General features: G+C 64.8%; 23 protein-coding genes. 19 read left to right on the forward strand and 4 right to left on the reverse strand.

Annotated features, from left to right (window positions below):
• Positions 1-12: 12 nt before the first annotated feature.
• From KW845_RS05415 to KW845_RS05430, 4 genes are read left to right on the forward strand one after another with little or no spacing between them, the layout of a single operon-like run.
• Complete coding sequence (locus tag KW845_RS05415) at positions 13-894, forward strand: oxaloacetate decarboxylase (protein ID WP_218368123.1); 882 nt, start codon at positions 13-15, stop codon at positions 892-894.
• The gene (locus tag KW845_RS05420; RefSeq protein ID WP_218368124.1) at positions 884-1,384 is read left to right on the forward strand and encodes an alpha-IPM isomerase; all 501 of its coding nucleotides are present in this window, start codon (positions 884-886) and stop codon (positions 1,382-1,384) included. The genes KW845_RS05415 and KW845_RS05420 overlap by 11 nt, the downstream gene beginning before the upstream one ends.
• A complete protein-coding gene (locus tag KW845_RS05425; protein WP_218368125.1) occupies positions 1,381-2,646 on the forward strand; it encodes an aconitase/3-isopropylmalate dehydratase large subunit family protein in 1,266 nt (421 codons plus the stop codon). The genes KW845_RS05420 and KW845_RS05425 overlap by 4 nt, the downstream gene beginning before the upstream one ends.
• Before the next feature lie 33 nt (positions 2,647-2,679).
• The gene (locus KW845_RS05430) at positions 2,680-3,687 is read left to right on the forward strand and encodes a tripartite tricarboxylate transporter substrate binding protein (protein ID WP_218368126.1); all 1,008 of its coding nucleotides are present in this window, start codon (positions 2,680-2,682) and stop codon (positions 3,685-3,687) included.
• Positions 3,688-3,740: 53 nt separating this feature from the next.
• Here the strand turns inward: KW845_RS05430 and KW845_RS05435 are convergent, their stop codons facing one another.
• Positions 3,741-4,412: a GntR family transcriptional regulator gene (locus tag KW845_RS05435; RefSeq protein WP_370628180.1), complete on the reverse strand. Its 672-nt coding sequence runs from the start codon at positions 4,410-4,412 to the stop codon at positions 3,741-3,743.
• A 164-nt stretch (positions 4,413-4,576) separates the two neighbouring features.
• Between KW845_RS05435 and KW845_RS05440 the strand changes: the two genes are divergently transcribed.
• From KW845_RS05440 to KW845_RS05460, 5 genes are all read left to right on the forward strand, one after another.
• On the forward strand, positions 4,577-5,245 hold the full coding sequence (locus tag KW845_RS05440; protein ID WP_218368128.1) for an XRE family transcriptional regulator: 669 nt from the start codon (positions 4,577-4,579) through the stop codon (positions 5,243-5,245).
• Between the two features lie 98 nt (positions 5,246-5,343).
• Positions 5,344-6,096 carry an ABC transporter substrate-binding protein gene (locus KW845_RS05445; protein WP_218368129.1) on the forward strand — a complete coding sequence of 251 codons (753 nt, stop codon included), beginning with the start codon at positions 5,344-5,346 and terminating at the stop codon, positions 6,094-6,096.
• 78 nt (positions 6,097-6,174) lie between these two features.
• Positions 6,175-6,828, forward strand: coding sequence for an amino acid ABC transporter permease (locus KW845_RS05450; protein ID WP_218368130.1), 654 nt, complete (start codon positions 6,175-6,177; stop codon positions 6,826-6,828).
• A complete protein-coding gene (locus KW845_RS05455) occupies positions 6,825-7,556 on the forward strand; it encodes an amino acid ABC transporter ATP-binding protein (RefSeq protein ID WP_218368131.1) in 732 nt (243 codons plus the stop codon). Before KW845_RS05450 ends, KW845_RS05455 begins: the two co-directional genes overlap by 4 nt.
• A 9-nt stretch (positions 7,557-7,565) precedes the next feature.
• The gene (locus KW845_RS05460) at positions 7,566-8,855 is read left to right on the forward strand and encodes an FAD-binding oxidoreductase (RefSeq protein WP_218368132.1); all 1,290 of its coding nucleotides are present in this window, start codon (positions 7,566-7,568) and stop codon (positions 8,853-8,855) included.
• A 6-nt stretch (positions 8,856-8,861) separates the two neighbouring features.
• On the opposite strand, the gene KW845_RS05465 is transcribed toward KW845_RS05460, so the two are convergent.
• Together KW845_RS05465 and KW845_RS05470 are read right to left on the reverse strand one after the other, a co-directional pair.
• The gene (locus KW845_RS05465) at positions 8,862-10,205 is read right to left on the reverse strand and encodes an ATP-binding protein (RefSeq protein ID WP_218368133.1); all 1,344 of its coding nucleotides are present in this window, start codon (positions 10,203-10,205) and stop codon (positions 8,862-8,864) included.
• Positions 10,193-10,870, reverse strand: a complete 678-nt coding sequence (locus tag KW845_RS05470) for a response regulator transcription factor (protein ID WP_218368134.1) — start codon at positions 10,868-10,870, stop codon at positions 10,193-10,195. Before KW845_RS05470 ends, KW845_RS05465 begins: the two co-directional genes overlap by 13 nt.
• A gap of 136 nt (positions 10,871-11,006) precedes the next feature.
• On the opposite strand from KW845_RS05470, the gene KW845_RS05475 reads away from it, so the two are divergent.
• Complete coding sequence (locus tag KW845_RS05475) at positions 11,007-11,765, forward strand: MipA/OmpV family protein (protein ID WP_218368135.1); 759 nt, start codon at positions 11,007-11,009, stop codon at positions 11,763-11,765.
• A 26-nt stretch (positions 11,766-11,791) separates the two neighbouring features.
• Here KW845_RS05475 and KW845_RS05480 read toward each other — a convergent pair whose 3' ends face one another.
• Positions 11,792-14,677: a valine--tRNA ligase gene (locus tag KW845_RS05480; protein ID WP_218368136.1), complete on the reverse strand. Its 2,886-nt coding sequence runs from the start codon at positions 14,675-14,677 to the stop codon at positions 11,792-11,794.
• Positions 14,678-14,988: 311 nt separating this feature from the next.
• Here KW845_RS05480 and ndk point away from each other — a divergent pair, with 311 nt between their 5' ends.
• Genes ndk through hisC form a run of 9 tightly spaced genes read left to right on the forward strand, consistent with a single transcriptional unit; the run spans position 14,989 to position 23,989 of the window.
• On the forward strand, positions 14,989-15,414 hold the full coding sequence (ndk, locus tag KW845_RS05485) for a nucleoside-diphosphate kinase (RefSeq protein ID WP_218368137.1): 426 nt from the start codon (positions 14,989-14,991) through the stop codon (positions 15,412-15,414).
• Between the two features lie 28 nt (positions 15,415-15,442).
• On the forward strand, positions 15,443-16,588 hold the full coding sequence (gene rlmN, locus KW845_RS05490) for a 23S rRNA (adenine(2503)-C(2))-methyltransferase RlmN (protein ID WP_218368138.1): 1,146 nt from the start codon (positions 15,443-15,445) through the stop codon (positions 16,586-16,588).
• Positions 16,585-17,082: a RodZ family helix-turn-helix domain-containing protein gene (locus KW845_RS05495; protein ID WP_218368139.1), complete on the forward strand. Its 498-nt coding sequence runs from the start codon at positions 16,585-16,587 to the stop codon at positions 17,080-17,082. The genes rlmN and KW845_RS05495 overlap by 4 nt, the downstream gene beginning before the upstream one ends.
• A gap of 11 nt (positions 17,083-17,093) precedes the next feature.
• Entirely contained in the window at positions 17,094-18,380 is a 1,287-nt protein-coding gene (ispG, locus tag KW845_RS05500; protein ID WP_218368140.1) for a flavodoxin-dependent (E)-4-hydroxy-3-methylbut-2-enyl-diphosphate synthase, read from the forward strand.
• A gap of 57 nt (positions 18,381-18,437) precedes the next feature.
• Positions 18,438-19,724, forward strand: a complete 1,287-nt coding sequence (gene hisS / locus KW845_RS05505) for a histidine--tRNA ligase (protein ID WP_218368141.1) — start codon at positions 18,438-18,440, stop codon at positions 19,722-19,724.
• Between the two features lies 1 nt (position 19,725).
• Positions 19,726-20,364, forward strand: coding sequence for a tetratricopeptide repeat protein (locus tag KW845_RS05510; RefSeq protein ID WP_218368142.1), 639 nt, complete (start codon positions 19,726-19,728; stop codon positions 20,362-20,364).
• A 4-nt stretch (positions 20,365-20,368) separates the two neighbouring features.
• Complete coding sequence (bamB, locus tag KW845_RS05515; protein ID WP_218368143.1) at positions 20,369-21,526, forward strand: outer membrane protein assembly factor BamB; 1,158 nt, start codon at positions 20,369-20,371, stop codon at positions 21,524-21,526.
• 21 nt (positions 21,527-21,547) lie between these two features.
• Positions 21,548-22,912 carry a ribosome biogenesis GTPase Der gene (gene der / locus KW845_RS05520; RefSeq protein WP_218368144.1) on the forward strand — a complete coding sequence of 455 codons (1,365 nt, stop codon included), beginning with the start codon at positions 21,548-21,550 and terminating at the stop codon, positions 22,910-22,912.
• Between the two features lie 3 nt (positions 22,913-22,915).
• Positions 22,916-23,989, forward strand: a complete 1,074-nt coding sequence (gene hisC / locus KW845_RS05525; RefSeq protein ID WP_218368145.1) for a histidinol-phosphate transaminase — start codon at positions 22,916-22,918, stop codon at positions 23,987-23,989.
• The last annotated feature ends 93 nt before the right edge of the window (positions 23,990-24,082 follow it).

Consider the following 24,082-nt stretch of genomic DNA (forward strand, 5'->3'; position numbering starts at 1 on the left):
AAGGAGGCATGAATGACGACGCTCAAGGCTCGTCTTGCGCAAGGCGAATTTATCGGTGCGCCAGGCGTATTCGACATGATTTCCGCGAAGCTCGCGGATCGAACATCCGCCCCGGCGCTCTATGTGACCGGTTATGGCACCGTGGCGTCTCATCTCGGTCTGCCCGACGCCGGCCTGGCCACCTACAGCCAGATGCTGGAACGCATACAGACCATCTGCGAGGGCGTGTCCAAGCCCGTTATCGCCGATGCCGATACGGGATACGGCGGTTTGCTCAATGTCCGTCATACCGTGCGGGGCTACGAGAAAGCGGGTGTCGCGGCCATCCAGATCGAGGATCAGCAGTTTCCCAAGAAGTGCGGGCACACGCCGCAGCGGCAGGTGGTGCCGACGGCAGAGATGGTTCAGAAGATCCGTGTCGCATCGGATGCACGCAGCCGCGACGACTTCCTGATCGTGGCGCGCACCGATGCGCGCTCGGGGCTGGGGTTGGATGAGGCATTGCGCCGTGGCGAGGCTTATGTGCGCGCCGGGGCCGACATACTTTTCATCGAAAGCCCGGAATCCAGGGAAGAACTGCAAATCATCGGCCGCAGCTTCGACGTGCCGCTGCTGGCCAATATGGTGCACGGTGGCAAGACGCCGCTCCTGTCTCAGGATGAACTGACGGCCCACGGTTTTCAGGTGGCGATCTATCCATCGATTGGATTTCTGGCCGTTGGCCATGCCCTGGCCGAAGCCTACGCGGCGGTCGTGGCGCAGCAGCCGATTCCGGTCGGCCTGTATGACTTTCCCGCTTTCCATGAACTCATGGGTTTTCCCGATGTGTGGGCCTTCGAACGCCTGTACGCCGAAAGCCCCCAACCCTCACAAGGAGAAATCCATGCGCGTTAAGGGCTGTGCGACGCTGTTGGGTGACGACATCGATACCGACACCATCTTCCCGGGGCGCTACCTTGCAGTCCTGCGCCCCGAAGACCAGGCCAAGCATTTATTCGAGCCGCTGGATGCCGAGTTGCGCCAGCGTATCGTCGCGGGCGGCGTGGTGATCGGCGGCTGGAATTTCGGCTGCGGCTCTTCACGCGAGCATGCGGTCACGTCCATGCTGGGCGCGGGTATCCGCCTGGTCGTGGCCAAGTCGTTTTCCCGGATTTTTTTCCGCAACGCCGTCAACAATGGCTTGGCCGTCGTGATCAGCCCGGAACTGGTCGAATGCATGAAAGACGGCGAAGCGATAGAAGCCGACCTGCAGGCGGGCAAGGCCTATGTGCCCAAGGGCGAAGTCGCGTTCACGCCGTTACCTTCGGAAGTCCTATCGATACTGGTCGCGGGCGGGCTCTGGGCCGCCAAGACAAACAAAGCTGACATCAAGGTGCTGCAATGAGCTATACGCTTGCGGAAAAGATCATGGGCCGCCTGGCCGGCCGCGCGGTTCGCGCCGGAGAAATGGTTGAGATCGGGCCCGACTGGACCTTTGCGCTGGATGACGGCATTGGCCTGATCGACCAGAATTTCAAGCGCTATGGTGTGGAAAAACTGGCCAATCCAGACCGCATCGCATTGTTCTACGATCACTATGCGCCGGCCGATACCCCGCTGCATGCCCATGTGCAACGCGTGGGACGCCAGTTGTTCGATCGCTTTGGCCTTCCGCGCGAACGCCTGTTCGACGTAGGCGAAGGAATTTCGCACCAGATCGCGGTAGAAAGCGGCATGGTGCATCCTGGCCAGATGGTTACCAACATGGATTCCCATACCATCACAATCGGCGCCGTGGGGGCCGTGGGCTGTGGCATCGGCGGCGCTGAAATGGCCTATCTTTGGTCCAGGGGCAAGCTCTGGTTCCGGGTGCCTGAAAGCATCAAGATCGAATTGACCGGGCGCCTGCAGCCCAGTACGTCGGCCAAGGACATCGTGCTTGCCATCCTGCAGAAAATTTCCGCGCGGGGGGCGATCTACTCGTCGATCGAATACCACGGAGTAGCTGTGGCCGCGATGAGCATTCCCGAGCGCATGACCTTGTGCAATATGGGCATAGAAATGGGGGCGAAGTTCGCCGTCGTTCCAGGCGATGCCGTCACCCAGGCGCACTTCGACGACCTGGGTGTGGAAATCGGCGCAATGCCGCAGCCCGACGCCGACGCACGTTATGCCGCGCATCATCACATCGATCTTTCTACCTTGCAGCCCTTGCTGGCCGCGCCCAATCGCGTAGATAACGTCCACCCAGTGGAAAACTTCACGCAAGTACGCATCAACCAGGCATTCCTGGGCACTTGCACCAACGGCCGCCTGGAAGACTTCGAGATCGCCGCCAATATTCTGCGCGGCAAGCGCATCGCGCCAGGCGTGCGCATGTTGATCACGCCCGCGTCGCGCAAGGTCTACATGAAGGCGATGGGGGCAGGGCATATCGAGGCATTGATCAATGCCGGCGCGACAGTGACCACTCCTGGCTGCGGCGCCTGCGCAGGCATGCACCAGGGCGTGCTGGCCGAAGAAGAAGTGTGTATTTCGTCATCCAGCCGAAATTTCCTGGGACGCATGGGGCACCGCGATGCCTCGGTGTACCTGGGTTCGCCGGCAACCGTAGCGGCCAGTGCCTTGACCGGCTTCATCACCGATCCCAGAACGTTGGCGAATTAGCCTGCGTCATTCAATATAAACAGGAGACAACTCATGTGGAATGTCCTTACCCGGGCCCTGCGACGGGCGCTGCGCACAACCTGTGCCGTCAGCGCCTCTGCGTCTGCCTTGGCATTGGCCCTGGTGCTGCCGGCACAGGCACAGTATCCGCAGCAGCCGATCAGGCTGTTGGTTCCCGCCTCGCCTGGCGGAACCACCGATATCGCTGCCCGCCTGCTGGCCGATCCGCTGGGACAACGGCTGGGCCAGCCGGTAATCGTTGAAAACCGGCCGGGCGCATCGGGGTCTATCGCGACCCAAGCCGTCGCGCGCAGTCCGGCCGACGGGTACACCCTGTTATTCCAGAACTCGTCATTCCACGTCATCACGCCGCAAATTACGCCCAATACGCCGTGGGACCCCAAGAAAGACTTCCAGGCCGTTGCGCATGTGATGCTCGCTCCCCAGGTGGTGGTCGTCAATGCCGACCTGCCCATACACAGTCTGAAGGAGTTGGTGGAATACGATCGCAAGCATCCGGGAAAGCTGAACTACGCCTCGTCGGGCATTGGGTCCATGCAGCACGTGGGCGCCGAGCTGCTGAATCAGATGGCCGGCACGAAATTCATCCACATTCCGTACAAGGGAACGGGGGTGGCGCTCACTGACTTGTTGAGCGGCGCGGTGGATTTCACCATTACCACGCCACCGCCGTTGCTGGGGTACCTGCAGCAGGGCAAGCTGCGCGCACTGGCCGTCACCAGCCAGGAGCGGTTGCCAAGCCTGCCCGACGTCCCCACCGTGGCTCAGGCGGGAATGCCTGACCTGCAGGCCTCTTCCTGGCTGGCCGTGTACGCGCCCGCCGGCACACCGCCCGATGTGGTCGACAAGTTGAGCAAGGCGATTGGTGAAGTCGTGGCGACGAGTGAATTCAAGACAAAGGCGGATACGCTGGGGGCGCAGGCCGTGTATATGGATTCCCAGGCGCTGTCGGCCTATACCTTGTCCGAATACGACCGGTGGGGCGCGATCGTCAAGTCGGCCGGCATACGCATGGAATAAACGCCGGCAACAACCACTGCTGCGGAAAGCTGGCTGCTGCAGGCAGCCAGGCCTCAGGATGGCTTGAACACGTCGTCGGGCAGTCCCAGCGTCCAGGTACCCGAACGCCGCAAATGCCTGCGCATGGCGGCGTCCGCCTTTGCCGGCGAGCCGGCAAGTATGGCATGGACAATCTCGGCGTGTTCTGCGGTGCTTTGCGCAATCTGCGCGGCGCCCAGGGATTGGTTGACCTGCGCCATGACCAGCGGAAGATGGATGCGGCCCAGCAGTTGCACCAATTGATCGTTGCCGCCTATCTTCAGGATGGTGTTGTGGACCATCTGATTGTGCAGCATGAATTCTTTGTTCGATGCGGCAGGGCCGCGTTGTACATCGCGTAGCGCGGCTTCCATCAACTGGCGATGGTCATCCTTGTCGATCTGCTCGGCCGCAAGTTGCGCGGCCAGCCCTTCGAGCGATTCCCGGATCTGGAACAACTGGCGCATCTCTGCCCGGGACATGCGCCGCACCGCTGCGCCCCTGTTGGGCGTAAGTTCCAGCAAGCCGTCGGCGGCCAACTTGCCGAACGCTTCGCGCAGCGTGCTGCGTCCCACGCCCAGCTCCGTCATCAATTCGCGCGCGATCAGCCTTTGGCCTAGCGCGAAACGACCGTAAAGAATGCAATCACGGATCTTTTGTACGGCCAAGTCTACGGTTTCGCCGCGTCGTTCTGTCCGGCCACTCACATGATCACCATAAGTAGGCGGGGCCTGTGGCGAATAGATAAGGTTGAAATTCTAGTTGAAGTATGTATCCGGCGCAAAAGGCCACTGCCCTAGGGGAAGTCCCCACCTTGTCCGGGCTCGTCGTGCTGCTAGCATTGAAAATTATGTCTGCGTGAAATTTTCATATGCCCAGCCTGGCTTTTTCCGAGCCACCTGCCGCGCGCCGCGCGCAGTCTTCACCGGACCCTGCGCGCGCAATGTCGCCGGCTTCGGTGATCGACTTTTGGCTGGGCCAGCAGCTACGCCAATTGCGCAAGCAGCATGATTTGCCCCTGGTGCAGGTGGCCAAGGCCTGCGGCATTTCGGTAGGGCTGCTCAGCCAGGTAGAGCGCGGCCTGAGCTCACCGTCGGTAAAGGTGCTGGGCCTGCTGGCCCATCAATTCGGAGTGTCGGTCGACTCGCTGCTGCGCGGGGCAGGGCAGGGCTACAGCGAATCTGCCGGCCGCGTGGCGCGCGCCGGTTCGCACCGCCGCGTCGACCTGGCCGACAAGGGCATCCGCAAAGAAATGTACACGCCGCCCGCGGGGCGCAGCCTGGACTTGTGCCGCGCGCGCATCGAGCCGGGCGGATCCACCGGCGACGATCTGTTTTCCACCAATATGGGCGAGCAAGTCGGCCTGGTACTGCGGGGCACGCTCGAACTCTGGATCGAAGACCGTGTCCTCCTGCTGCATGCGGGCGACAGCTTTTGCTACACCAGCCGCACGCCGCGGCGCTGGCGCAACCCGGGGTCGGAGATCACTGAAGTCATCTGGGCCATCAGCCGTATCGACCACAAGGAGACCAGTCCATAAGATTGCGCCATCCCGTGCCAGCAACGCCGGCAAAAGGGAGCATGCGCACGAACGGGCGCGCGATGCGCTCCGCTTTCCACAACAGTAGGGGAATATCCATGAAACTGAAGATCATGGCGGCCGCCCTGGCCGCCACGCTGGCCCTGGGCGGCGCCGCCCAGGCGCAAACCGTGCTGAAGGTCGGCTCCACGCCCACCGGCAGCCCGTTCACGTTCCTGGACACCAAGACCAACAGCATCGAAGGGGTGATGGTCGACATCGTCAAGGCCGTGGGCAAGGAAGCAGGCTTTGAAGTGCAGATCGAGCCCATGGCATTTTCGGCCCTGATCGGTTCGCTGACATCCAAGCGCATCGACCTGATCTCGGCCGCCATGTTCATCACTGAGCCCCGCAAGAAGGTGGTCAGCTTCTCCGAGCCTGTGTACCGCTATGGAGAAGGCTTCATGGTGCCCAAGGACGACGACAAGCAATACAAGTCGTTCGCCGACATGAAAGGCATGACGGTAGGCGTGCAGGTGGGCACGGCATTCGTCGAGCCCATACAGAAAAGCGGCATGTTCAAAGAGGTCAAGCTGTACGACAACCCGCCGGACATGATGCGCGATGCCAACGCCGGCCGCATCCAGGGCGGCTTCATGGACTATCCCATTGCGGCCAGCATCATCGCGAAGGGAGCCTACCCCAACCTGAAGATGGCCAAGAGCTACGAGCCCACCGTGGTCGGCAGCCTGGGCATTGCCACGCGCCAGGACGACACCGAGCTGCTGGCGCGGATCAACAAGGCCTTGGGAAAACTGAAGTCGGACGGCACCATCGACAGCATCCTGAAGAAGTGGAACCTGGCGGAGTAAGCGCCGGCGCCGGCGCCAGCCGGCGGCCCGCCGCGGCCGCCGGCCCTTTCCAAGGACCCGACTAGGACGGATCGAACGATGATGGAGTTCTTCAATGACGCGCGCGAGTTCCTGCCCATACTGTTGCAGGGCGCCACGCTGACAATCCTGGTGACCTTCGGGTCGCTGCTGCTGTCGACGCTGCTGGGGCTGGTGTGGGCCCTGATGCGAGTGTCCGGCATCAAGTGGCTGGCCAAGTTCAGTGCCGGCATGATCAATGTGCTGCGCGGTATTCCCATTATCGTGCTGCTGTTCTACATCTATTTCGTCATGCCCGACATGGGCATTGCGCTGACGGCCGTCCAGGCGGCCATCATCGGCCTGGGCATCGCCTATTCCGCCTACCAGGCCGAGAATTTTCGCGCCGGTATCGAGGCTATCGACCGCGGCCAGATCGAGGCCGCCATGGCCATGGGCATGAGCTGGAGCATGACGATGCGCCGCGTAGTGCTGCCGCAGGCGGTGAAGATCGTGCTGCCGCCGTACGGCAACATCATGATCATGATGCTGAAGGATTCTTCCCAGGCATCCACCATCACGGTGGCCGAACTGGCGCTGCAAGGCAAGCTGATCGCGGTGTCCACTTTCAAGAATGCCACGGTCTTCAGCCTGGTCGCGCTGATGTACCTGGTGATGTGCGTGCCGCTCATCCTGTTCGTGCGGCATCTGGAAAAAAGGAGCGCGGCCAAATGATCCTGCTGAAAGACGTACGCAAGAGCTTCGGCAAGCTCGAAGTGCTGAAGGGCATCGATGCCGAAGTCAGCAAGGGCGAGGTCGTGTGCGTGATCGGGCCGTCGGGTTCCGGCAAGTCGACCATCCTGCGCTGTATCAACGGACTGGAACGCTACAACAGCGGCACCATCACGATCGATGGCGAACGTGTCGATGGCGACGCGCCTTCCATCGTGTCGATCCGCACGCAAGTGTCGATGGTGTTCCAGCGCTTCAACCTCTTCCCGCACCGTACCGCGTTGGAAAACGTCATCGAGGGGCCGGTGTTCGTCAAGAAAGAGCCGCGGGCCCAGGCGGTCGAGCGAGGCCGCGCACTGCTGGCCAGCGTCGGGCTGGCCGACAAGGAAGACGCGCATCCGCCGCAGCTCTCGGGCGGCCAGCAGCAGCGCGTGGCCATCGCCCGCGCCCTGGCCATGCAGCCCAAGGCCATCTTGTTCGACGAGCCCACGTCGGCGCTCGACCCCGAGCTGGTGGGCGACGTGCTGGGCGTGATGCGCAAGCTGGCCGAGGCGGGCATGACCATGGTGGTCGTCACTCATGAAATGAGCTTTGCGCGCGAAGTCGCCGACCGCGTGCTGTTCATCGATGGCGGCGTGGTGGTAGAGCAGGGCGCCGCCCGCGAAGTGCTGAACCAACCGCAACATCCGCGCACGCAGGATTTCCTGCATCGCGTGCTGCATCCCATGTAAGGAGCCATCATGGCGCAAGCGCCATATCCGCTGTCGCATTCTCTGTGGGCCGCCACTGCCGCGCCGGCGCCGGAAACCACGGCGCTGCAAGGGTCGGCCCAGGCCGACGTGCTGGTCGTCGGCGGCGGCTACGCCGGGCTGAGCACCGCGCTGCACCTGGCCGAACGCGGCACCGACACGCTGTTGCTGGAGGCCCGCGAGATCGGCTTCGGTGGGTCGGGGCGCAATGGCGGCCAAGTGATCCCGGGGTTGAAATACGATCCGGATGATCTCATTCGCATGTTCGGCGCCGACTGCGGCGAACGGCTGCTGCGTTTTGCCGGCAGCACCGCGGACACGGTGTTCGACCTGATCGAGCGCCACGGCATGGACGTGCCACGGGCGCGGGCTGGCTGGATCCAGGGCGCCCATACTGAAGAGGCGCTGCGCGTGGCGCACGGGCGCGCCGGGCAATGGGCGCGCCTGGGTGTGGCCGCGCGGCCCCTCGACCGGGCCCAGGTCACCGCCCTGACCGGTACCGACCGCTACCTGGGCGGGTGGCTCGATCCACGCGCGGGCGCCATCCAGCCGCTGAGCTACGTGCGTGGCCTGGCCCGCGCCACGCTGGCGGCCGGGGTGCGCATCCATACCGGCACGCCGGTGACCGGCCTGCAGCGCGATGGCGGCCGCTGGGTCGCCACTACCGCGCATGGCGGCCGGGTGGTGGCGCAACGCGTCGTGATGTGCACGAATGCCTATGGCATGGGGCTGTGGCCTGGCCTGCAGCAGTCCATCATCGATGCCAATACATTCCAGGTCGCCACCCAGCCGCTGCCCGAAGAGGTGCAGGCCACGATACTACCGCAAGGACAAGTTTGTTCGGACACGCGCAACTTGTTGCTGTACTTCCGGCTGGATCACCAGGGACGCTTGCTGATGGGTGGGCGCGGGCCGTTCCGCGAGCCCAGGGGGCCGCAGGACTGGGCCCACCTCGAGCGCGTGCTGACCAAGCTGTTCCCGCAGGCGGCGGGCATGCCGTTCGAATATCGGTGGTGCGGCCGCGTGGCCGTCACGCGCGATTACCTGCCGCACCTGCATGAACCCGAACCTGGCTTGTTGATCGATATCGGCTGCCAGGGGCGCGGCGTCGGGCTGCAAACCGCCATGGGCCGCGCGCTGGCCGCCTACACGGCGGGCGATGGCCCCGATGCCCTGCCGGTGCCGCTTACGCCCATCAAGGGCTTCCCGCTATATCCTTTGCGCCGCGTCTACGTCAACGCGGTGGTGAGCTGGTACCGCCTGAATGACGGGGGGGTATAGCGGCGATCAGGCCATGACGACGGTAACGCACAGGCCGTGGCCGCCCAGGCCCGCGGCGCATTCCACCTTGCCGCCATGCAGGCGGGCGATCTGCGCCACCAGCGACAGGCCGATACCGCTGCCGCGCGTGCGGTTGTTGCCACTGGCACGATAGAAGCGGTCGAAGATCCGCGGCCATTCGGCCTGGGGGACGCCCGGGCCGTCGTCGGCCACGCTCAGCACGGCGCCGCCGCCAGGCAGCGGGGCGCAGTGCACCTCGATGCGGCCGCCTTCCGGCGTATAGCGCACCGCGTTGTCCATCAGGTTGCTGACCAGTATGCCGATGGCGTCGATATCGCCGTTCACAGTACACGCTTGCGTGTCCAGCATGATGTGCTGGCGCTTGTTGCGGGCGGCCGACTCGTAGTCGCGCACGCCCATGGACACCAGGGCAGCCAGATCCACCGGGGTGGCGGGCCGCTGTTCGATGGCATCGAGGCGGGCCTGGTCCAGCAGTTGCTCGGACAGCCGCGTGGCGCGACGCGCCACTGCCAGCAGCCTGTCCAGCGCAACTTGGCGCGACGTGTTCTCGCTGGCGGCACGCGCCAGTTCGGCATGGGTGGTCAGTGCCGCCAGCGGCGTGCGCAACTCGTGTGCCGCGTCGGCAATGAAGCGCCGCTCGCGATTCATGGCGGTTCCCAGGCGGGTCAGCAGGCGGTTGACCGATACGATCAGGGGCTGCAGCTCGGCCGGCATGCCGTCGTGCGGTAGCGGCGCCAGGTCGAACGGGTCGCGTGACAGCAGGGCGGCACGCAGCCCGTCCAGGCGTGCCAGGGTCCGGTTCACGACAAACCGCAATGTCAAGGTCAGCAGCAGGAATAGCAGCGCCGAGGCTTTCAGGCCTTGCCACAGCCAGGCGCGAAACTCGGCACGTCGGTCCGCCAGCGCGATGCCGACCTGGATCTGGATCTGGTTGTCCACATCGGTGGCGGCATACATGCGCCAGGGTTGCCCGTCGACCGTCACGTCGGCATAGCCGTTTTCGAAGCGGTCGCTCAAGGGCGTGGCCGGCGCGCCCGGAGAGCGCGCCAGTTGGCGGCTGCCGTCGCGTGTCCAGATCTGGAAATTGATCTGGGTTTCGAACAGCTCATTGCTGCCATCGGCGGGCTCGAAGCCGATGGGGCCTTGCGCCTGGGTCAGCGAAAGCGGCAATGAACGCATCGCGACGTTGGCAACTTCATGCAGTTTTTGGTCCCAGACCCCGGTCTGGGTGCGCCCCTGTTCATAGGCGAACCAGGTGAACCAGCTCGCCCAGTTGACTACCAGCGCCAGCAGCAGGCCCCACAGAAGGCGGCGTTTCAGGGAAGGCAATCTGTGGCCTCGCCGATCCGGTAGCCATAGCCGTGCGCCGTGGCGATGATGTGTTCGCCCAGCTTGCGCCGCAACTGGTGCACGTACACCGCGACCGTATTGCTTTCGATGGTGCCATGCCCGCCGTAGACGGCGTCTTCCAGTTGCTCGCGCGTCACGGTGCGTCCAGGGCGTTCCATCAGCGCCAGCAGCGTCAGGTATTCATGCTGGCTCAGCGTGATTTCGGCGCCGTCGCGCCGCACCTGCCGCGTGGCCGGATCCAGCGTGACGGCGCCGCACATCAGCAAGGGGGTAACGCGATTGCGGCTGCGCCGCAGTACGGCCCGCAGCCGCGCCAGCAGTTCGTCCAGCTGGAATGGCTTGACGATATAGTCGTCGGCGCCCGCATCGAGGCCGCCGATGCGGTCGCTGAGCTGGTCGCGGGCGGTCACCAGCAGCACGGGCGTGGCGTCATAGCGTGCCCGCAGGGCGCGCAGCAAGGACAGCCCCGATTCGCCCGGCAGGCCGACATCCAGCAGCACTGCCGCGTACGCCGGCCCGGCCAGCGCCAGCCGGGCCTCGGCGGTGTCCCGCGCCCAGTCGACCGTGGCGTCGAGCCCTTGCGTCAGGCCCGCTTGCATGGCTTCGCCCAGCATGGGGTCATCTTCCACCAGCAATATGTGCACGCGATTCCGTCCGTTGGAGTGATGCCGCGCAGTATGCGGCACGGCCATTAAAAACTATTTAAAACCCTGCCGGCACAATCCGAAGCCGATGGCAGGAGCCGCATGGCGCGGTCCGCCGATATTAAAAGGAATTGCGATGAAACGCGGAATGCGATGGGCCGCCGGGCTGGCCCTGTTGGGCGCGGCGGCGGGGCAGGGCGCGCAGGCCGAGAATTTTATTGGTATAGGGGCCGCCTTCTTGCCAGAATACGACGGCGCCAAAGACTATCGTTTCTTGCCGGTGCCGCTGGTCAACTACGAAAGCGGGCATTTCTTCATTTCGCCGCGCGCCGGCCTGCCGGCTACGGGCCTGAAGTGGGATCTGGCGCAGGATGTGACGGCCGGCCTGTTCCTGGGCATGAGCCTGGGGCGCGACGCCGATGATGCCGACCGGCTCAAGGGCCTGGACGATATCGACTTCCATGGCGTGTATGGTGCGTACATGGAATGGCATCCGGGCCGATTTTCGCTGGGTGCAGCCTACCGGCAGGCCATGCGCAGCGGCTATGGCGGTACGTTGGAGCTGCGAGCCAGCTATCGCGTGGTGCAGACCGGGCGCAATGTCGTCACGGTAGGCGCCAGCACCGAATGGGCCAACCACAGTGACATGCAGACCTGGTTCGGCATTACCACCTCGCAGGCCGCACGCAGCGAAGCCGGCTTGAAACCGTATTCGGCCTCGGCCGGCTTCAAGTCGGCGGCGCTGTTCGCCAATTGGCGCTACAGCCTGGACAAGAACTGGGCCGTGGTCACCACCGTGGGCGTCAACACATTGCTGGGCGATGCGCGCGACAGCCCGATTGTCGAGCGCAAAACCAGCGCGTTCGGCGCGCTGGGTATCACGTACGCGTTCTGACGCGGTATTGCATCGCAGGCTGGGCGTCAGCCCAGCTTGGCGTGCTGTTCCCGCACCTTGGCCAGGGTTTCGTTGAACTGCGCCAGCCTGGCCTTTTCCTGCTCGACCACCACGGCCGGCGCGCGTTCGACGAAGCTGGCATTGCCCAGCTTGCCGTTGGCCTTGGCCGCTTCGCCTTCCAGGCGGGCAATTTCTTTTTCCAGGCGGATACGCTCGGCCGCCACGTCGATCTCGACGTGCAGCATCAGGCGCGCGGCTCCCACCACCTGGACCGGCGCTCCGGCGTCGGGCAAGGTGTCCACCACGTCCACCTGGCTCAGCTTGGCCAGCGCCGCCAGGTAAGGGCCGTTGCGCTGCAGCGTGGCGGCATCGCCCTGCGCCACCAGCGGCACCCGCTGCGCCGGCGACAGGGCCATTTCGCCGCGCAGGGCGCGCACGGCTTCGACCTGGGCCTTCAATTCGGCGACATCGCTTTCGGCGGCCAGGTCGATCGCGTCGGCATTGCTGCGCGGATACGGCTGCACGCTGACGCTATCGGTATCGCTGGCCTGGCGCTTGCCCGCCACGACCGATACCTTCTGCCACAGGGCTTCGGTAATGAAGGGAATGATGGGGTGCGCCAGCCGCAGCACGGCTTCCAGCACGCGGATCAGCGTGCGGCGCGTGCCCAGTTGCCGGGCAGCGGTGCCTTGCTGGATCTGCACCTTGGCCAGTTCCACGTACCAGTCGCAGTACTCATCCCACACATAGCGGTACAGGGCGTTGGCGACGTTGTCGAAGCGATAGTCGGCAAAGCCGCGTTCCACCTCGGCCTCGAGCGCCTGCAGTTGGCTGACGATCCAGCGGTCGGCGAACGACAGCTCGGCCGGCTGGTCGCCGCCCAGGTCGTGGCCTTCGGTGTTCATCAGCACATAGCGGGTGGCGTTCCACAGTTTGTTGCAGAAGTTGCGGTAGCCTTCGCAGCGCTTCAGGTCGAAGTTGATGTTGCGGCCCAGGGTGGCGTAGGCCGCCATGGTGAACCGCAGCGCATCGGTGCCGAACGCCGGGATGCCGTCCGGATACTGGCGTCGCGTGGCTTTCTCGATGGCGCCGGCCTGTTTCGGGTTCATCAGGCCATAGGTGCGCTTGGCCACCAGGCCGTCCAGGTCGATGCCGTCGATCAGGTCGATCGGATCCAGCGTATTGCCCTTGGACTTGCTCATTTTCTGGCCGTCCGCGTCACGGATCAGGCCGTGCATATACACATGCTTGAACGGGATCTGGCCGGTCAGGTGGGTGGTCATCATGACCATGCGCGCCACCCAGAAGAAAATGATGTCGAAGCCCGTGACCAGGACGCTGGACGGCAGGTAGCGCCGCAGGTCGGCCGTGTCTTCGGGCCAGCCCAGCGTGGTGACGGGCACCAGCGCGGACGAGAACCAGGTGTCCAGCACATCGGGATCGCGCGTGAGCGGGCCTGCGACGCCGGCGGCACGGGCCTGTTCCAGCGCCTGCTCTTCGGAATGGGCCACGAACACCTGGCCGTCGTCCGAGTACCAGGCCGGAATCTGGTGGCCCCACCACAACTGGCGCGAAATGCACCAGTCCTGGATGTTGTTCAGCCATTGGTTATAGATGGTGGTCCAGTTCTCGGGGTAGAACTTGATCCGGCCGTCGGCCACGACGTCCAGCGCAACCTGGGTGATGCTCTTGCCCGGATTCAGCGTGCCCTCGGGCGCAGGCTTGCTCATGGCCACGAACCACTGGTCGGTCAGCATGGGCTCGAGCGCCACGCCGGTGCGGTCGCCCCTGGGTTGCATCATCTTGTGGGGCTCGACCTTCACCAGGTAGTGCTCGGCCTCTAGCTGGGCCACCACCGCCTTGCGGGCCTCGTAGCGTTCCAGGCCCTGGAACTGCCTGGGGCCGTTTTCATTGATGTGCGCGTCCAGCGTGAAGATCACGATCAGCGGCAGGTCATGGCGCAGCGCGCAGGCGTAGTCGTTGAAGTCGTGGGCGCCGGTGATCTTCACGCAGCCGGTGCCGAATGCCGGGTCGACGAAGTCGTCGGCGATGATGGGGATGTTGCGGTCGCACAGCGGCAGCTCGACCATCTTGCCGATCAGGTGCTGATAGCGGGGGTCGTCCGGATGCACGCACAGCGCGCCGTCGGCCAGCATGGTTTCGGGGCGCGTCGTGGCGATGGTCATGCCCCGCAGCGTGATCGTCTGGCCGTCTTTGTCGACGATGGTTTGCGGGCCGTCGACGAACGGGTACAAGATGTGCCACATGTGGCCGTCGGTTTCCTCGGATTGCACTTCCAGGTCGGACACGGCGGTCAGCAGCTTGGGATCCCAGTTCACCAGCCGCTTGCCGCGGTAGATCAGGCCTTGCTGGTACAGGCGCACGAAGGTTTCCACCACGCCGCGCGACATGCGCTCGTCCATGGTGAAGTATTCGCGTTGCCAGTCGGCCGAGGCGCCCAGGCGCCGCACCTGGCTGGTGATGGTGCTGCCCGACTGCTCTTTCCATTCCCAGACTTTCTCGATGAACTTCTCGCGGCCCAGGTCGTGGCGCGAGATCTTCTCGGCGTCCAGGCGGCGCTCGACCACGATCTGGGTGGCGATGCCGGCATGATCGGTGCCCGGCACGAAGACTGTGTCGTCGCCGCGCATGCGGTGGTAGCGGACCAGGCCGTCCATGATGGTCTGGTTGAACGCGTGTCCCATGTGCAGCGTGCCCGTGACATTGGGCGGCGGAAACTGGATGGCATACGGCTGGGGGTCGGTCCCCGTTTTTACGTGCTGGCCTGCGGCGAAGTAGCCGCGCCGTTCCCATTCGGCATACCAGTGCGCTTCAAGCTCTGTGGGCTCGAAGCTCTTGGGCAGGTCGGCGGCGTCGGTTTCGGAGGATGTCGGGGCTGCGGCTTCGGTCATTACGGATTCCGGCAAGAAAAACGGGGGCAGGCCGATATGCGGCCAAGCAAACCGGCAATTTTAAGATGTATTGCGGTCTTGACGGCGTGTTAGAATGCCAGGTTACTGTAAACCTTTCAGAAGTCCCTGTTTTTATTAAGAAAACGGCGGTCGCCGGAACCTTCCGGTAAGGGTCCAGTCTCGAATCCAGTCCCGGAACGCAGCGCCCGGGGGCGGGCCGGCGTAAAAGTTTGTCATTACGGTTGGTTCGCCCGTTGCGGCGACGTGCGCCGATTCAACCGAAAAACAGTCAAACCCAGTTTGGAGTTCCCATGTCCGTCGAACGCACTCTCTCGATCATCAAGCCCGACGCCGTCGCCAAGAACGTCATTGGCCAAGTCGTCGCCCGCTTCGAAAACGCCGGCCTGAAGGTCATCGCCGCGCGCTTGCAGCAATTGTCGCGTGCCGACGCCGAGCGCTTCTACGCCGTCCACAAAGAACGCCCCTTCTTCAAAGACCTGGTCGACTTCATGGTGTCGGGCCCCGTGTTCGTGCAAGTGCTCGAAGGCGAAGGCGCCATCCAGAAGAACCGCGACCTGATGGGCGCCACCGATCCCAAGAAGGCCGCGCCGGGCACCATCCGCGCCGACTTCGCCGACAGCATCGACGCCAACGCCGTGCACGGCTCCGACGCCGCCGAGACGGCCGCCGTCGAAGTCGCGTTCTTCTTCCCCGAAATCAACATCCACAGCCGTTGATCCGGGTCGTCTGCGCCTGAAACACGCCATGGAAACCGCCGAACCCGTCAACCTGCTGGGCCTGGATGGCGCCGCCCTGTCCGACCTGGTCGGGCAATGGGGCGGCAAGCCGTTTCGCGCTCGCCAGTTGCAGCGCTGGATGCACCAGCGCGGCGCCGACTCGTTCGACTCCATGACCGACCTGGCCCGCGATTTTCGCGGCCAGCTGGCGCAGCACTGCCGCATCCAGGCGCTGCCGGTCACCACCGAACAGCGCTCGTCCGACGGCACGCGCAAATGGCTGTTCGATGTGGGGCAGGGCAATGCCATCGAAACCGTCTTCATTCCCGAAGACGACCGCGGCACGCTGTGCGTATCCAGCCAGGCGGGCTGCGCGGTCAATTGCCGCTTCTGTTCCACCGGCCACCAGGGTTTCAATCGCAACCTGCAGGCCAGCGAGATCATCGGCCAGCTGTGGTGGGCCAAGCGCGTGCTCGAAGCCGACGCGGGTACCGCGCGGCTGGGCGGCGCGGCCAGCGGCGACACGCGCGTCATCAGCAACGTCGTCATGATGGGCATGGGCGAACCGCTGCTCAATTACGACCAGCTGCTGCCGGCCCTGCGCCTGATGCTCGACGATAACGCCTATGGCCTGTCCCGCCGCCGGGTCACCGTGTCCACCTCGGGCGTGGTGCCCATCATGGACCGCCTGGCGCGCGACTGCCCGGTGGCGCTGGCGGTGTCGCTGCATGCGCCTACCGATGCGCTGCGCGACGAACTGGTGCCGCTGAACAAGAAGTATCCGCTTGCCGAACTGCTGGCCGCGTGCGAACGCTACCTGGCCAGCGCGCCGCGCGACTTCATCACTTTCGAATACTGCATGCTGGACGGCGTCAACGATACCGACCAGCATGCCAAGGCGCTCATCCAGTTGGCGCGCCAGGTGCGCTGCAAGCTCAATCTGATTCCCTTCAATCCGTTTCCGGCGTCGGGCCTGAAGCGTTCGCCGGCGGCGCGCGTCAAGGTCTTCGCGCAACGGCTGATGGACGCCGGCATCGTCACCACCGTACGCAAGACCCGCGGCGATGACATCGACGCCGCTTGCGGCCAATTGGCCGGCGAGGTCCGCGACCGCACACGGGTCGCCCAGCGCAACGCCGGCCGTACCATTCCCATTGCACAGGTGCAGGCATGACCCAGGAGCTCGACCCGGCTGTTACCGCAACCGAATCCCCGGTGCAGGCCCAGGCGCAGGCCTCCACGGTCGGCCAGGCCTTGCAGGCACTGCGCGTGGCCAGGGGATGGTCGCTCGAAGAAGTCTCCAGCCGCATCAAGTTCTCGTCGCGCCAGATCCAGGCGCTCGAGAACGAACAATGGGCCAAGCTGCCGTCGGGCGTCTCGCTGCGCGGCCTGATCCGCAGCTATGCGCGCCTGCTCGATGCCGATGCGTCGGCCATCGTCGCCTCGCTCGAAGCCCAGATCGCCGCTGCCCCCGCATCAGCCCCGAGCCATCGGGTCGCACGCACCATGGCGGTGCCGGTGCATCCGCACGACGACGACCGCAGCAGCATACCCTGGGGCTGGCTGCTGGTCATCGTGGCGCTGCTGGTCGTCCTGGCCGCCTATGCTGTCTGGCAGGGTTGGCTGCCCGCTGGCTGGCTGGCCTGGTTTTCCCGGGTGAATCCGTAATCCGTACACGCATGCAAGAGCTGTCTCCGCCCTGCCAAGATGCTCCGCCACCCGAAGTCGGGGCGGCGCCGCGTCGATTGACGCGTTCGGTCGCCGTGAAATGGGGCGACCGCCAGGTTCTCGTCGGCGGCCCGGCGCCGGTCGTGGTGCAATCCATGACCAACACCGATACCGCGGACGCCATCGCCACCGCCATCCAGGTCAAGGAACTGGCGCAGGCCGGCTCCGAATTGGTGCGCATCACCGTCAATACGCCCGAAGCCGCGCGCGAAGTCATCGCCATCCGCGAACAGCTCGACCGCATGGGCGTGTCCGTGCCGCTGGTGGGCGATTTCCACTACAACGGCCACAAGTTGCTGACGCAGTTTCCCGATTGCGCCCAGGCATTGTCCAAGTACCGCATCAACCCCGGCAACATGGGGGGCGGCAAGCGCCGCGACGACAACTTCGCCCAGATGATCGAAGTGGCCTGCCGCCATGACAAGCCGGTGCGCATCGGTGTCAACTGGGGCAGCCTCGACCACGAACTCATGGCGCGCAAGATGGACGAGAACAGCCGCCGCGCCCAGCCCTGGGAAGCCCAGGCCGTGATGCGCGACGCGCTGGTGGTATCGGCCATCAGCAATGCGCAGCGTGCCGAAGAACTCGGCCTGCGCGGCGATGCCATCATCCTGTCGTGCAAGGTCAGCCACGTGCAAGACCTCATTGCCGTCTATCGCGACTTGTCCTCGCGTTGCGACTACCCGCTGCACCTGGGCCTCACCGAGGCCGGCATGGGCAGCAAGGGCATCGTCGCCTCGACGGCCGCGCTGGCAGTGCTGTTGCAGCAAGGCATTGGCGACACTATCCGTATTTCGCTTACCCCCGAACCGGGCGGCGACCGTACCCGTGAAGTCATCGTGGCGCAGGAAATCCTGCAAACCATGAACCTGCGGGCGTTCACGCCCATGGTCGTGGCCTGCCCAGGGTGCGGGCGCACCAGCAGCACGTTCTTCCAGGAACTTGCCGACAGCATCCAGTCGTACCTGCGTCGCCAGATGCCGGTGTGGCGCGCGCACTATCCCGGCGTCGAAAGCATGAACGTCGCGGTCATGGGATGCGTAGTCAACGGGCCTGGCGAAAGCCGCCATGCCGATATCGGCATCAGCCTGCCGGGCACGGGCGAAGTGCCGGCGGCGCCGGTGTTCATCGACGGCGAACGCACCGTCACCCTCAAGGGCGACCGCATTGCCGAAGAATTCCAGACCATAGTCGAAGACTACGTCGCGCGTCGCTATGGCGCGCAGGCCACTCACTGAAAATAAGGGCTGAGCCGCCAGGCGCGCCGCGGTGCGAGCCATCGCGGCATGATGAAGATGACGCAAGCTTTCCAGAAAGTTGCCGCCATACGCGGCATGAACGACATACTGCCTGGCGACGGAGCGCGTTGGGAACGCTTCGAAGAAATCGTGCGCGGCTGGTTGCATGGCTACGGCTATCGCAACGCGCGCACGCCCGTGCTCGAGCACACGCGCCTGTTTGCGCGCGGCATCGGCGAGGTCACCGACATCGTCGAGAAAGAGATGTACACGTTCACCGATGCGCTCAACGGCGATTCGCTCACGATGCGGCCCGAAATGACCGCCGGCGTGGTGCGCGCCAGCATCGAACACAACCTGTTGTACGACCGGCCGCAGCGCGTCTACAGCATCGGCCCCGTATTCCGCCACGAACGCCCGCAGCGCGGCCGCTACCGCCAGTTCCACCAGATCGACGTCGAGGCCCTGGGCTTTGCCGGCCCGGATGTCGATGCCGAACTCATCGTCATGTTGGCGCGCCTGTGGAAGCTGCTGGGCCTGGCCGACGTGCGCCTGGAACTGAATTCGCTGGGACAACCGGCCGAGCGCGCCGCCCACCGGGCAGCGCTCATCGAGCACCTCGAGCGTCACCGCGACATTCTCGACGAAGACGGCCAGCGGCGCATGTACAGCAACCCTTTGCGGGTGCTCGACACCAAGAATCCGGCCATGCAGGCCATGGCCGACAGCGCGCCGCGCCTGTTCGATTTCCTGGGCGATGAGTCGCGCGCCCATTTCGATGGCTTATGCCAGTTGCTGGCCGATGCGGGTATCGAATACCAGCTCAACCCACGCCTGGTGCGCGGGCTCGACTATTACAACCTGACCGTCTTCGAATGGGTCACCGACCGTCTGGGTTCGCAGGGTACCGTCTGCGGCGGTGGCCGCTACGACGGCCTGGTCGAGCTGCTGGGCGGCAAGGCCGCGCCCGCCGTCGGTTTCGCCATCGGCATGGAACGCCTGCTCGACCTCTGGGAACAGAGCGTGCCATTCACGCCCGAGCCCGAATGCGAGGTTTATGTCGTGCATCAGGGCGAAGCCGCGCAACGCCTGGCCGCACGCGTTGGCGAACAACTGCGCGATGCCGGCTTGTCGGTCATCGTGCATGCCGGGTCGTCCGGTTTCAAATCGCAATTCAAGCGGGCCGACGCCAGCGGAGCCCGCGTTGCGGTTATTCTTGGCAGCGATGAAGTGGCCGCCGGCACTGCCAGCGTCAAGCTCCTGCGTACCGATGTGGCCGGCGAAGCCGCCCAGCAGCAGGTTGCGCTGGACCGCCTGGCCGATGTTTTGAAATCCAAGGGTTAGCATGGCATACGATCTCGAAGAACAGGAAAAACTCGACGCAATCAAGGCCTGGTGGACGCGCTACGGCACGCTGGTGGTCACCCTGGCGGCCATCGCGGCGCTGGCCTGGGGTGGCTGGTGGGGCTGGAAGGCCTACCAGGCGCATCGCGCCACCCAGGCCATGGGCTACTTCGAGGCCCTCGAAGACGCCGCCCGCCTCGGCGGGGCCGATTCCGCCGTTCGCATCAAGGCCGCGGCCTCGACCCTGCGCAGCGACTATCCGTCCACCGGCTACGCGGCGCGCGGCGCCCTGGTTGCCGCCCATGCGCTCAAGCAGCAAGGCGATGCGGCAGGTGCCCGCGAACAGCTCGAATGGCTGGCTGCCCAGTCCAAACATACGGCTCTGCAGCCTGTGGCGCGTGTGCGCCTGGCCGGCCTGCTGCTCGACCAGAAGCAGTACGACGCCGCCCTGGCTCAGCTTGGCAATCCGCCGCCGGCTTTCGCCGCGCTGTATGCCGATCGCCGCGGCGACATCCTGGCCGCGCAGGGCAAGCCCGAAGAAGCCCGCAAGGCATGGCAGGCCGCACTCGACGGGCTTGGCGCCACCGACCCCCTGCGGCAAGCCGTGCAATTGAAACTGGACGCCCTCAGCGGAGCCTGACCGTATGCTTAACTTCCGTTTTGGCCGCGCCTGGCGCGGTGCCACCCTGGCCGCAGGACTGCTCGCCCTGGCTGGCTGCTCGATGTTCTCCAGCAACGACGACCGCTACGAGCCCTCACCCCTTACCGAATACGCACCTGGCATGTCGGTGCGCGCGGTGTGGTCCACTTCGGTCGGCAGCGGGTCCGGGTTCGGATTCATGCCGGCCGTTGTCGGCGATGCCGTGTACGCCGCCACGCCCGACGGTTCGGTGGCCAAACTCGAAATGTCCAGCGGCCGCGCGCTCTGGAAAGCCTCGGCCGATACCAAGCTGTCGGCCGGCGTCGGCAGCGACGGCACCACTACTGTCGTCGCGTCGCCACTGGGCGAAGTCATCGCCTTCGACGACACCGGCAAGGTCAAGTGGAAGGCGCAGGCCACCAGCGATGTCGCCATCCCCCCGGCAGTGGGCTATGGCGCGGTCGTGGTACGCAGCGGCGACTACCGCATCCAGGCGTTCAACATCGAAACCGGCGAACGTCTCTGGAGCCTGCAGCGCCCCGGGCCGGCGCTGGCCTTGCGCAGCAGTGCGCAAATGGTCATGGCCGAAGGCCTGGTCATCACCGGCTTGCCGGGCGGCAAGCTGCTGGCCGTCAATGTGGGCAGTGGCAATGTCCAGTGGGAAGGCACCGTGGCCAACCCGCGCGGGGCCAGCGACCTCGAGCGCCTGACCGACGTGGTCGGCGCGCCGCGTATCGCCGGCAGCCTGCTGTGCGCGGTAGCCTACCAGGGCCGTATCGTCTGCTTCGACGTCACGCAGGGCGGGCGCCCGTTGTGGGCCAAAGATTTCTCCAGCGCCAGCGGCATGGCGCTGGATGGCCAGTTTGCCTACGCACCCGACCAGCATGGCGTGGTCAACGCTTTCGCGCTCGACAGCGGCACCAATGTCTGGAAGCAGGCCGCCCTGAAGAATCGCCAACTGACCTCGCCGGCCATGCTGGGCAGCGCCGTGGCCGTGGGCGACCTGGACGGCTATGTCCATTTCCTGTCGCGTAGCGACGGCAGCCTGCTGGCGCGCCTGTCGGTGGGCGGTGGTGCCATTGTCTCGCCCCTGCTGACCACGCCACAGGGCGTTCTGGTGCAGAACGGCAACGGCAATCTTGTGCTGATCGGCACCAACTAACTTCAATCTTCCGGCCCTACCGTGTCTTTCAAGCCCGTCGTCGCCCTGGTTGGCCGCCCCAATGTGGGCAAGTCGACCCTATTCAACCGTCTGACGCGCTCGCGCGCGGCACTGGTTGCCGATTACTCCGGCCTGACGCGCGACCGCCATTATGGCGAGGGCAGGGTGGGCGATACGCCCTTCATCGCCATCGATACCGGTGGCTTCGAGCCCGTCGCCAAAACCGGCATCCTGCGCGAAATGGCCCGCCAGACCCGCCAGGCCATCGCCGAGGCCGACGTGGTGGTGTTCCTGGTCGATGCCCGTGCCGGGATCAACGCACACGATCATGAAATCGCCCAGTTGCTGCGCAAGTCGGGCCAACAGCGCGTGGTGCTGGCCGTCAACAAGGCCGAAGGCATGGGCGTGGGCAACGCCACCACCGAATTCCACGAGCTGGGCCTGGGCACGCCCTATCCGATTTCCGCCGCCCATGGCGACGGTATCGTCGATCTCATCGAACTGGCGCTGCAGGGGTTGGTCGAGCCCGAACCCGAACCTGCCGCCGATGCCGAGGGCATCGCAGACCTGCCGCCCGACCACCGTATCAAGCTGGCGATTGTCGGCCGCCCCAACGTGGGCAAGTCCACCATGATCAACACGTTGATGGGCGAAGAGCGCGTCATCGCGTTCGACCTGCCCGGCACTACCCGCGATGCCATCGAGATCGATTTCGAACGCGACGGCCGCAAGTTCACCCTGATCGACACGGCCGGCCTGCGCCGCCGCGGCAAGGTATTCGAGGCAGTCGAGAAGTTCTCGGTCATCAAGACCCTGCAAGCCATCGAAGCCAGCAATGTCGTGTTGCTGATGCTCGATGCCCAGACCGAAGTCTCTGACCAAGACGCCCATATCGCCGGCTTCGTGCTTGAAACCGGCCGTGCCGTGGTCGTGGCCATCAACAAATGGGACGGCCTGGACACCGACCAGCGCGAGCGCATCGAACGCGAGTTCCAACGCAAGCTGCGCTTTCTATCGTTCGCGCCCACCCATACCATTTCGGCCCTGAAGGGCCAGGGCATCAAGCCGGTGCTCAAGTCGGTGGTGGCTGCGCATGCCGCTGCCTTCGCCAAGCTGTCCACTCCCAAGCTGACGCGCGAACTCCAGGCCGCCGTCGAGCAGCAGCAGCCGCCGCGCAAGGGCATCTTCCGCCCCAAGATGCGCTACGCGCACCAGGGCGGGCAGAATCCGCCGCTGGTCGTCATCCACGGCAATGCGCTCGATGCCATTCCCGATTCCTATCGCCGCTACCTCGAAACCCGCTTCCGCGAGGCCTTCAAGCTGGCCGGTACGCCGCTGCGCATCGAATTCAAATCATCGCGCAACCCTTACGCGCAGGAAAACTGATCCATGAGCCGCTACTGGAGTCCCATTGTCGGGACACTCAGTCCCTACGTACCGGGCGAGCAGCCCAAGCTGCAAGACCTGGTCAAGCTCAATACCAACGAGCACCCCTTCGGTCCGTCCCCCAAAGTGCTGCAGGCCATGCGCGGGGCGTGCGACGACAGCCTCAAGCTGTACCCCGATCCGGGCTCCGAACGGCTGCGGCAGGCCATCGCCACCCATTTCCAGGTCCAGCCCGATCAGGTCTTCGTGGGCAACGGCTCCGACGAGGTCCTGGCGCACACCTTCCTGGCGCTGCTCAAGCATGACGCCCCGCTGCTGTTTCCCGACATCACCTATAGCTTCTATCCGGTGTACTGCGGCCTGTATCAGATCGCCAGCCAGGCGGTACCGCTGACCGAAGATTTCTGTATCGATGTGCAAGACTACCTGCCTGGCTCGGGGCGCCAGGCGGGCGGCATCATTTTTCCCAACCCGAACGCGCCCACCGGCCGGGCGCTGGCCCTGGACGAGGTCGAACGCATCGTGGCGGCCAATCCCGATATCGTGGTTGTCGTGGACGAGGCCTATGTCGATTTCGGTGCCGAATCGGCGGTGGGCCTGGTGTCCCGCCATGACAACCTGCTGGTCATCCAGACCTTGTCGAAGTCGCGCTCGCTGGCTGGCCTGCGGGTGGGTTTTGCCATAGGCAGCCGGGTGCTCATCGAGGCGCTCGAACGCGTCAAGAACAGCTTCAATTCCTATCCCATCGATCGCCTGGCCGAGGTCGGCGCCGTGGCGGCAATCGAAGATACCGCCTATTTCGAACGCACCCGGCAGGCCGTGATCGCCACGCGCGAAATCCTGGTCGGGCACTTGCAGGCGCTGGGTTTCCAGGTGCTGCCTTCGGCCGCCAACTTCGTCTTTGCTCGCCACCCAGATCACGACGGGGCCAGCCTGGCTGCCGCCTTGCGCGAGCGCAACATCATCGTGCGCCATTTCAAGCACGCCCGCATCGACCAATTCCTGCGCATCACGGTGGGCACCGAAACCCAGTGCACGCGCCTGGTCGAGGCCTTGAGAGCCATCCTGGCAGCCTGAAAAAGTGGGCAGGGCGCACCCGTGCTCCCGTCCTGACACCTTATGAAAGAATTTGCCCCTCGGGGCAAGTGGCACGGGCCGGGAAAACCCTGT

It is taken from the genome of Bordetella sp. BOR01 (genome assembly GCF_019218885.1).
Lineage (GTDB): Bacteria > Pseudomonadota > Gammaproteobacteria > Burkholderiales > Burkholderiaceae_B > Bordetella_A.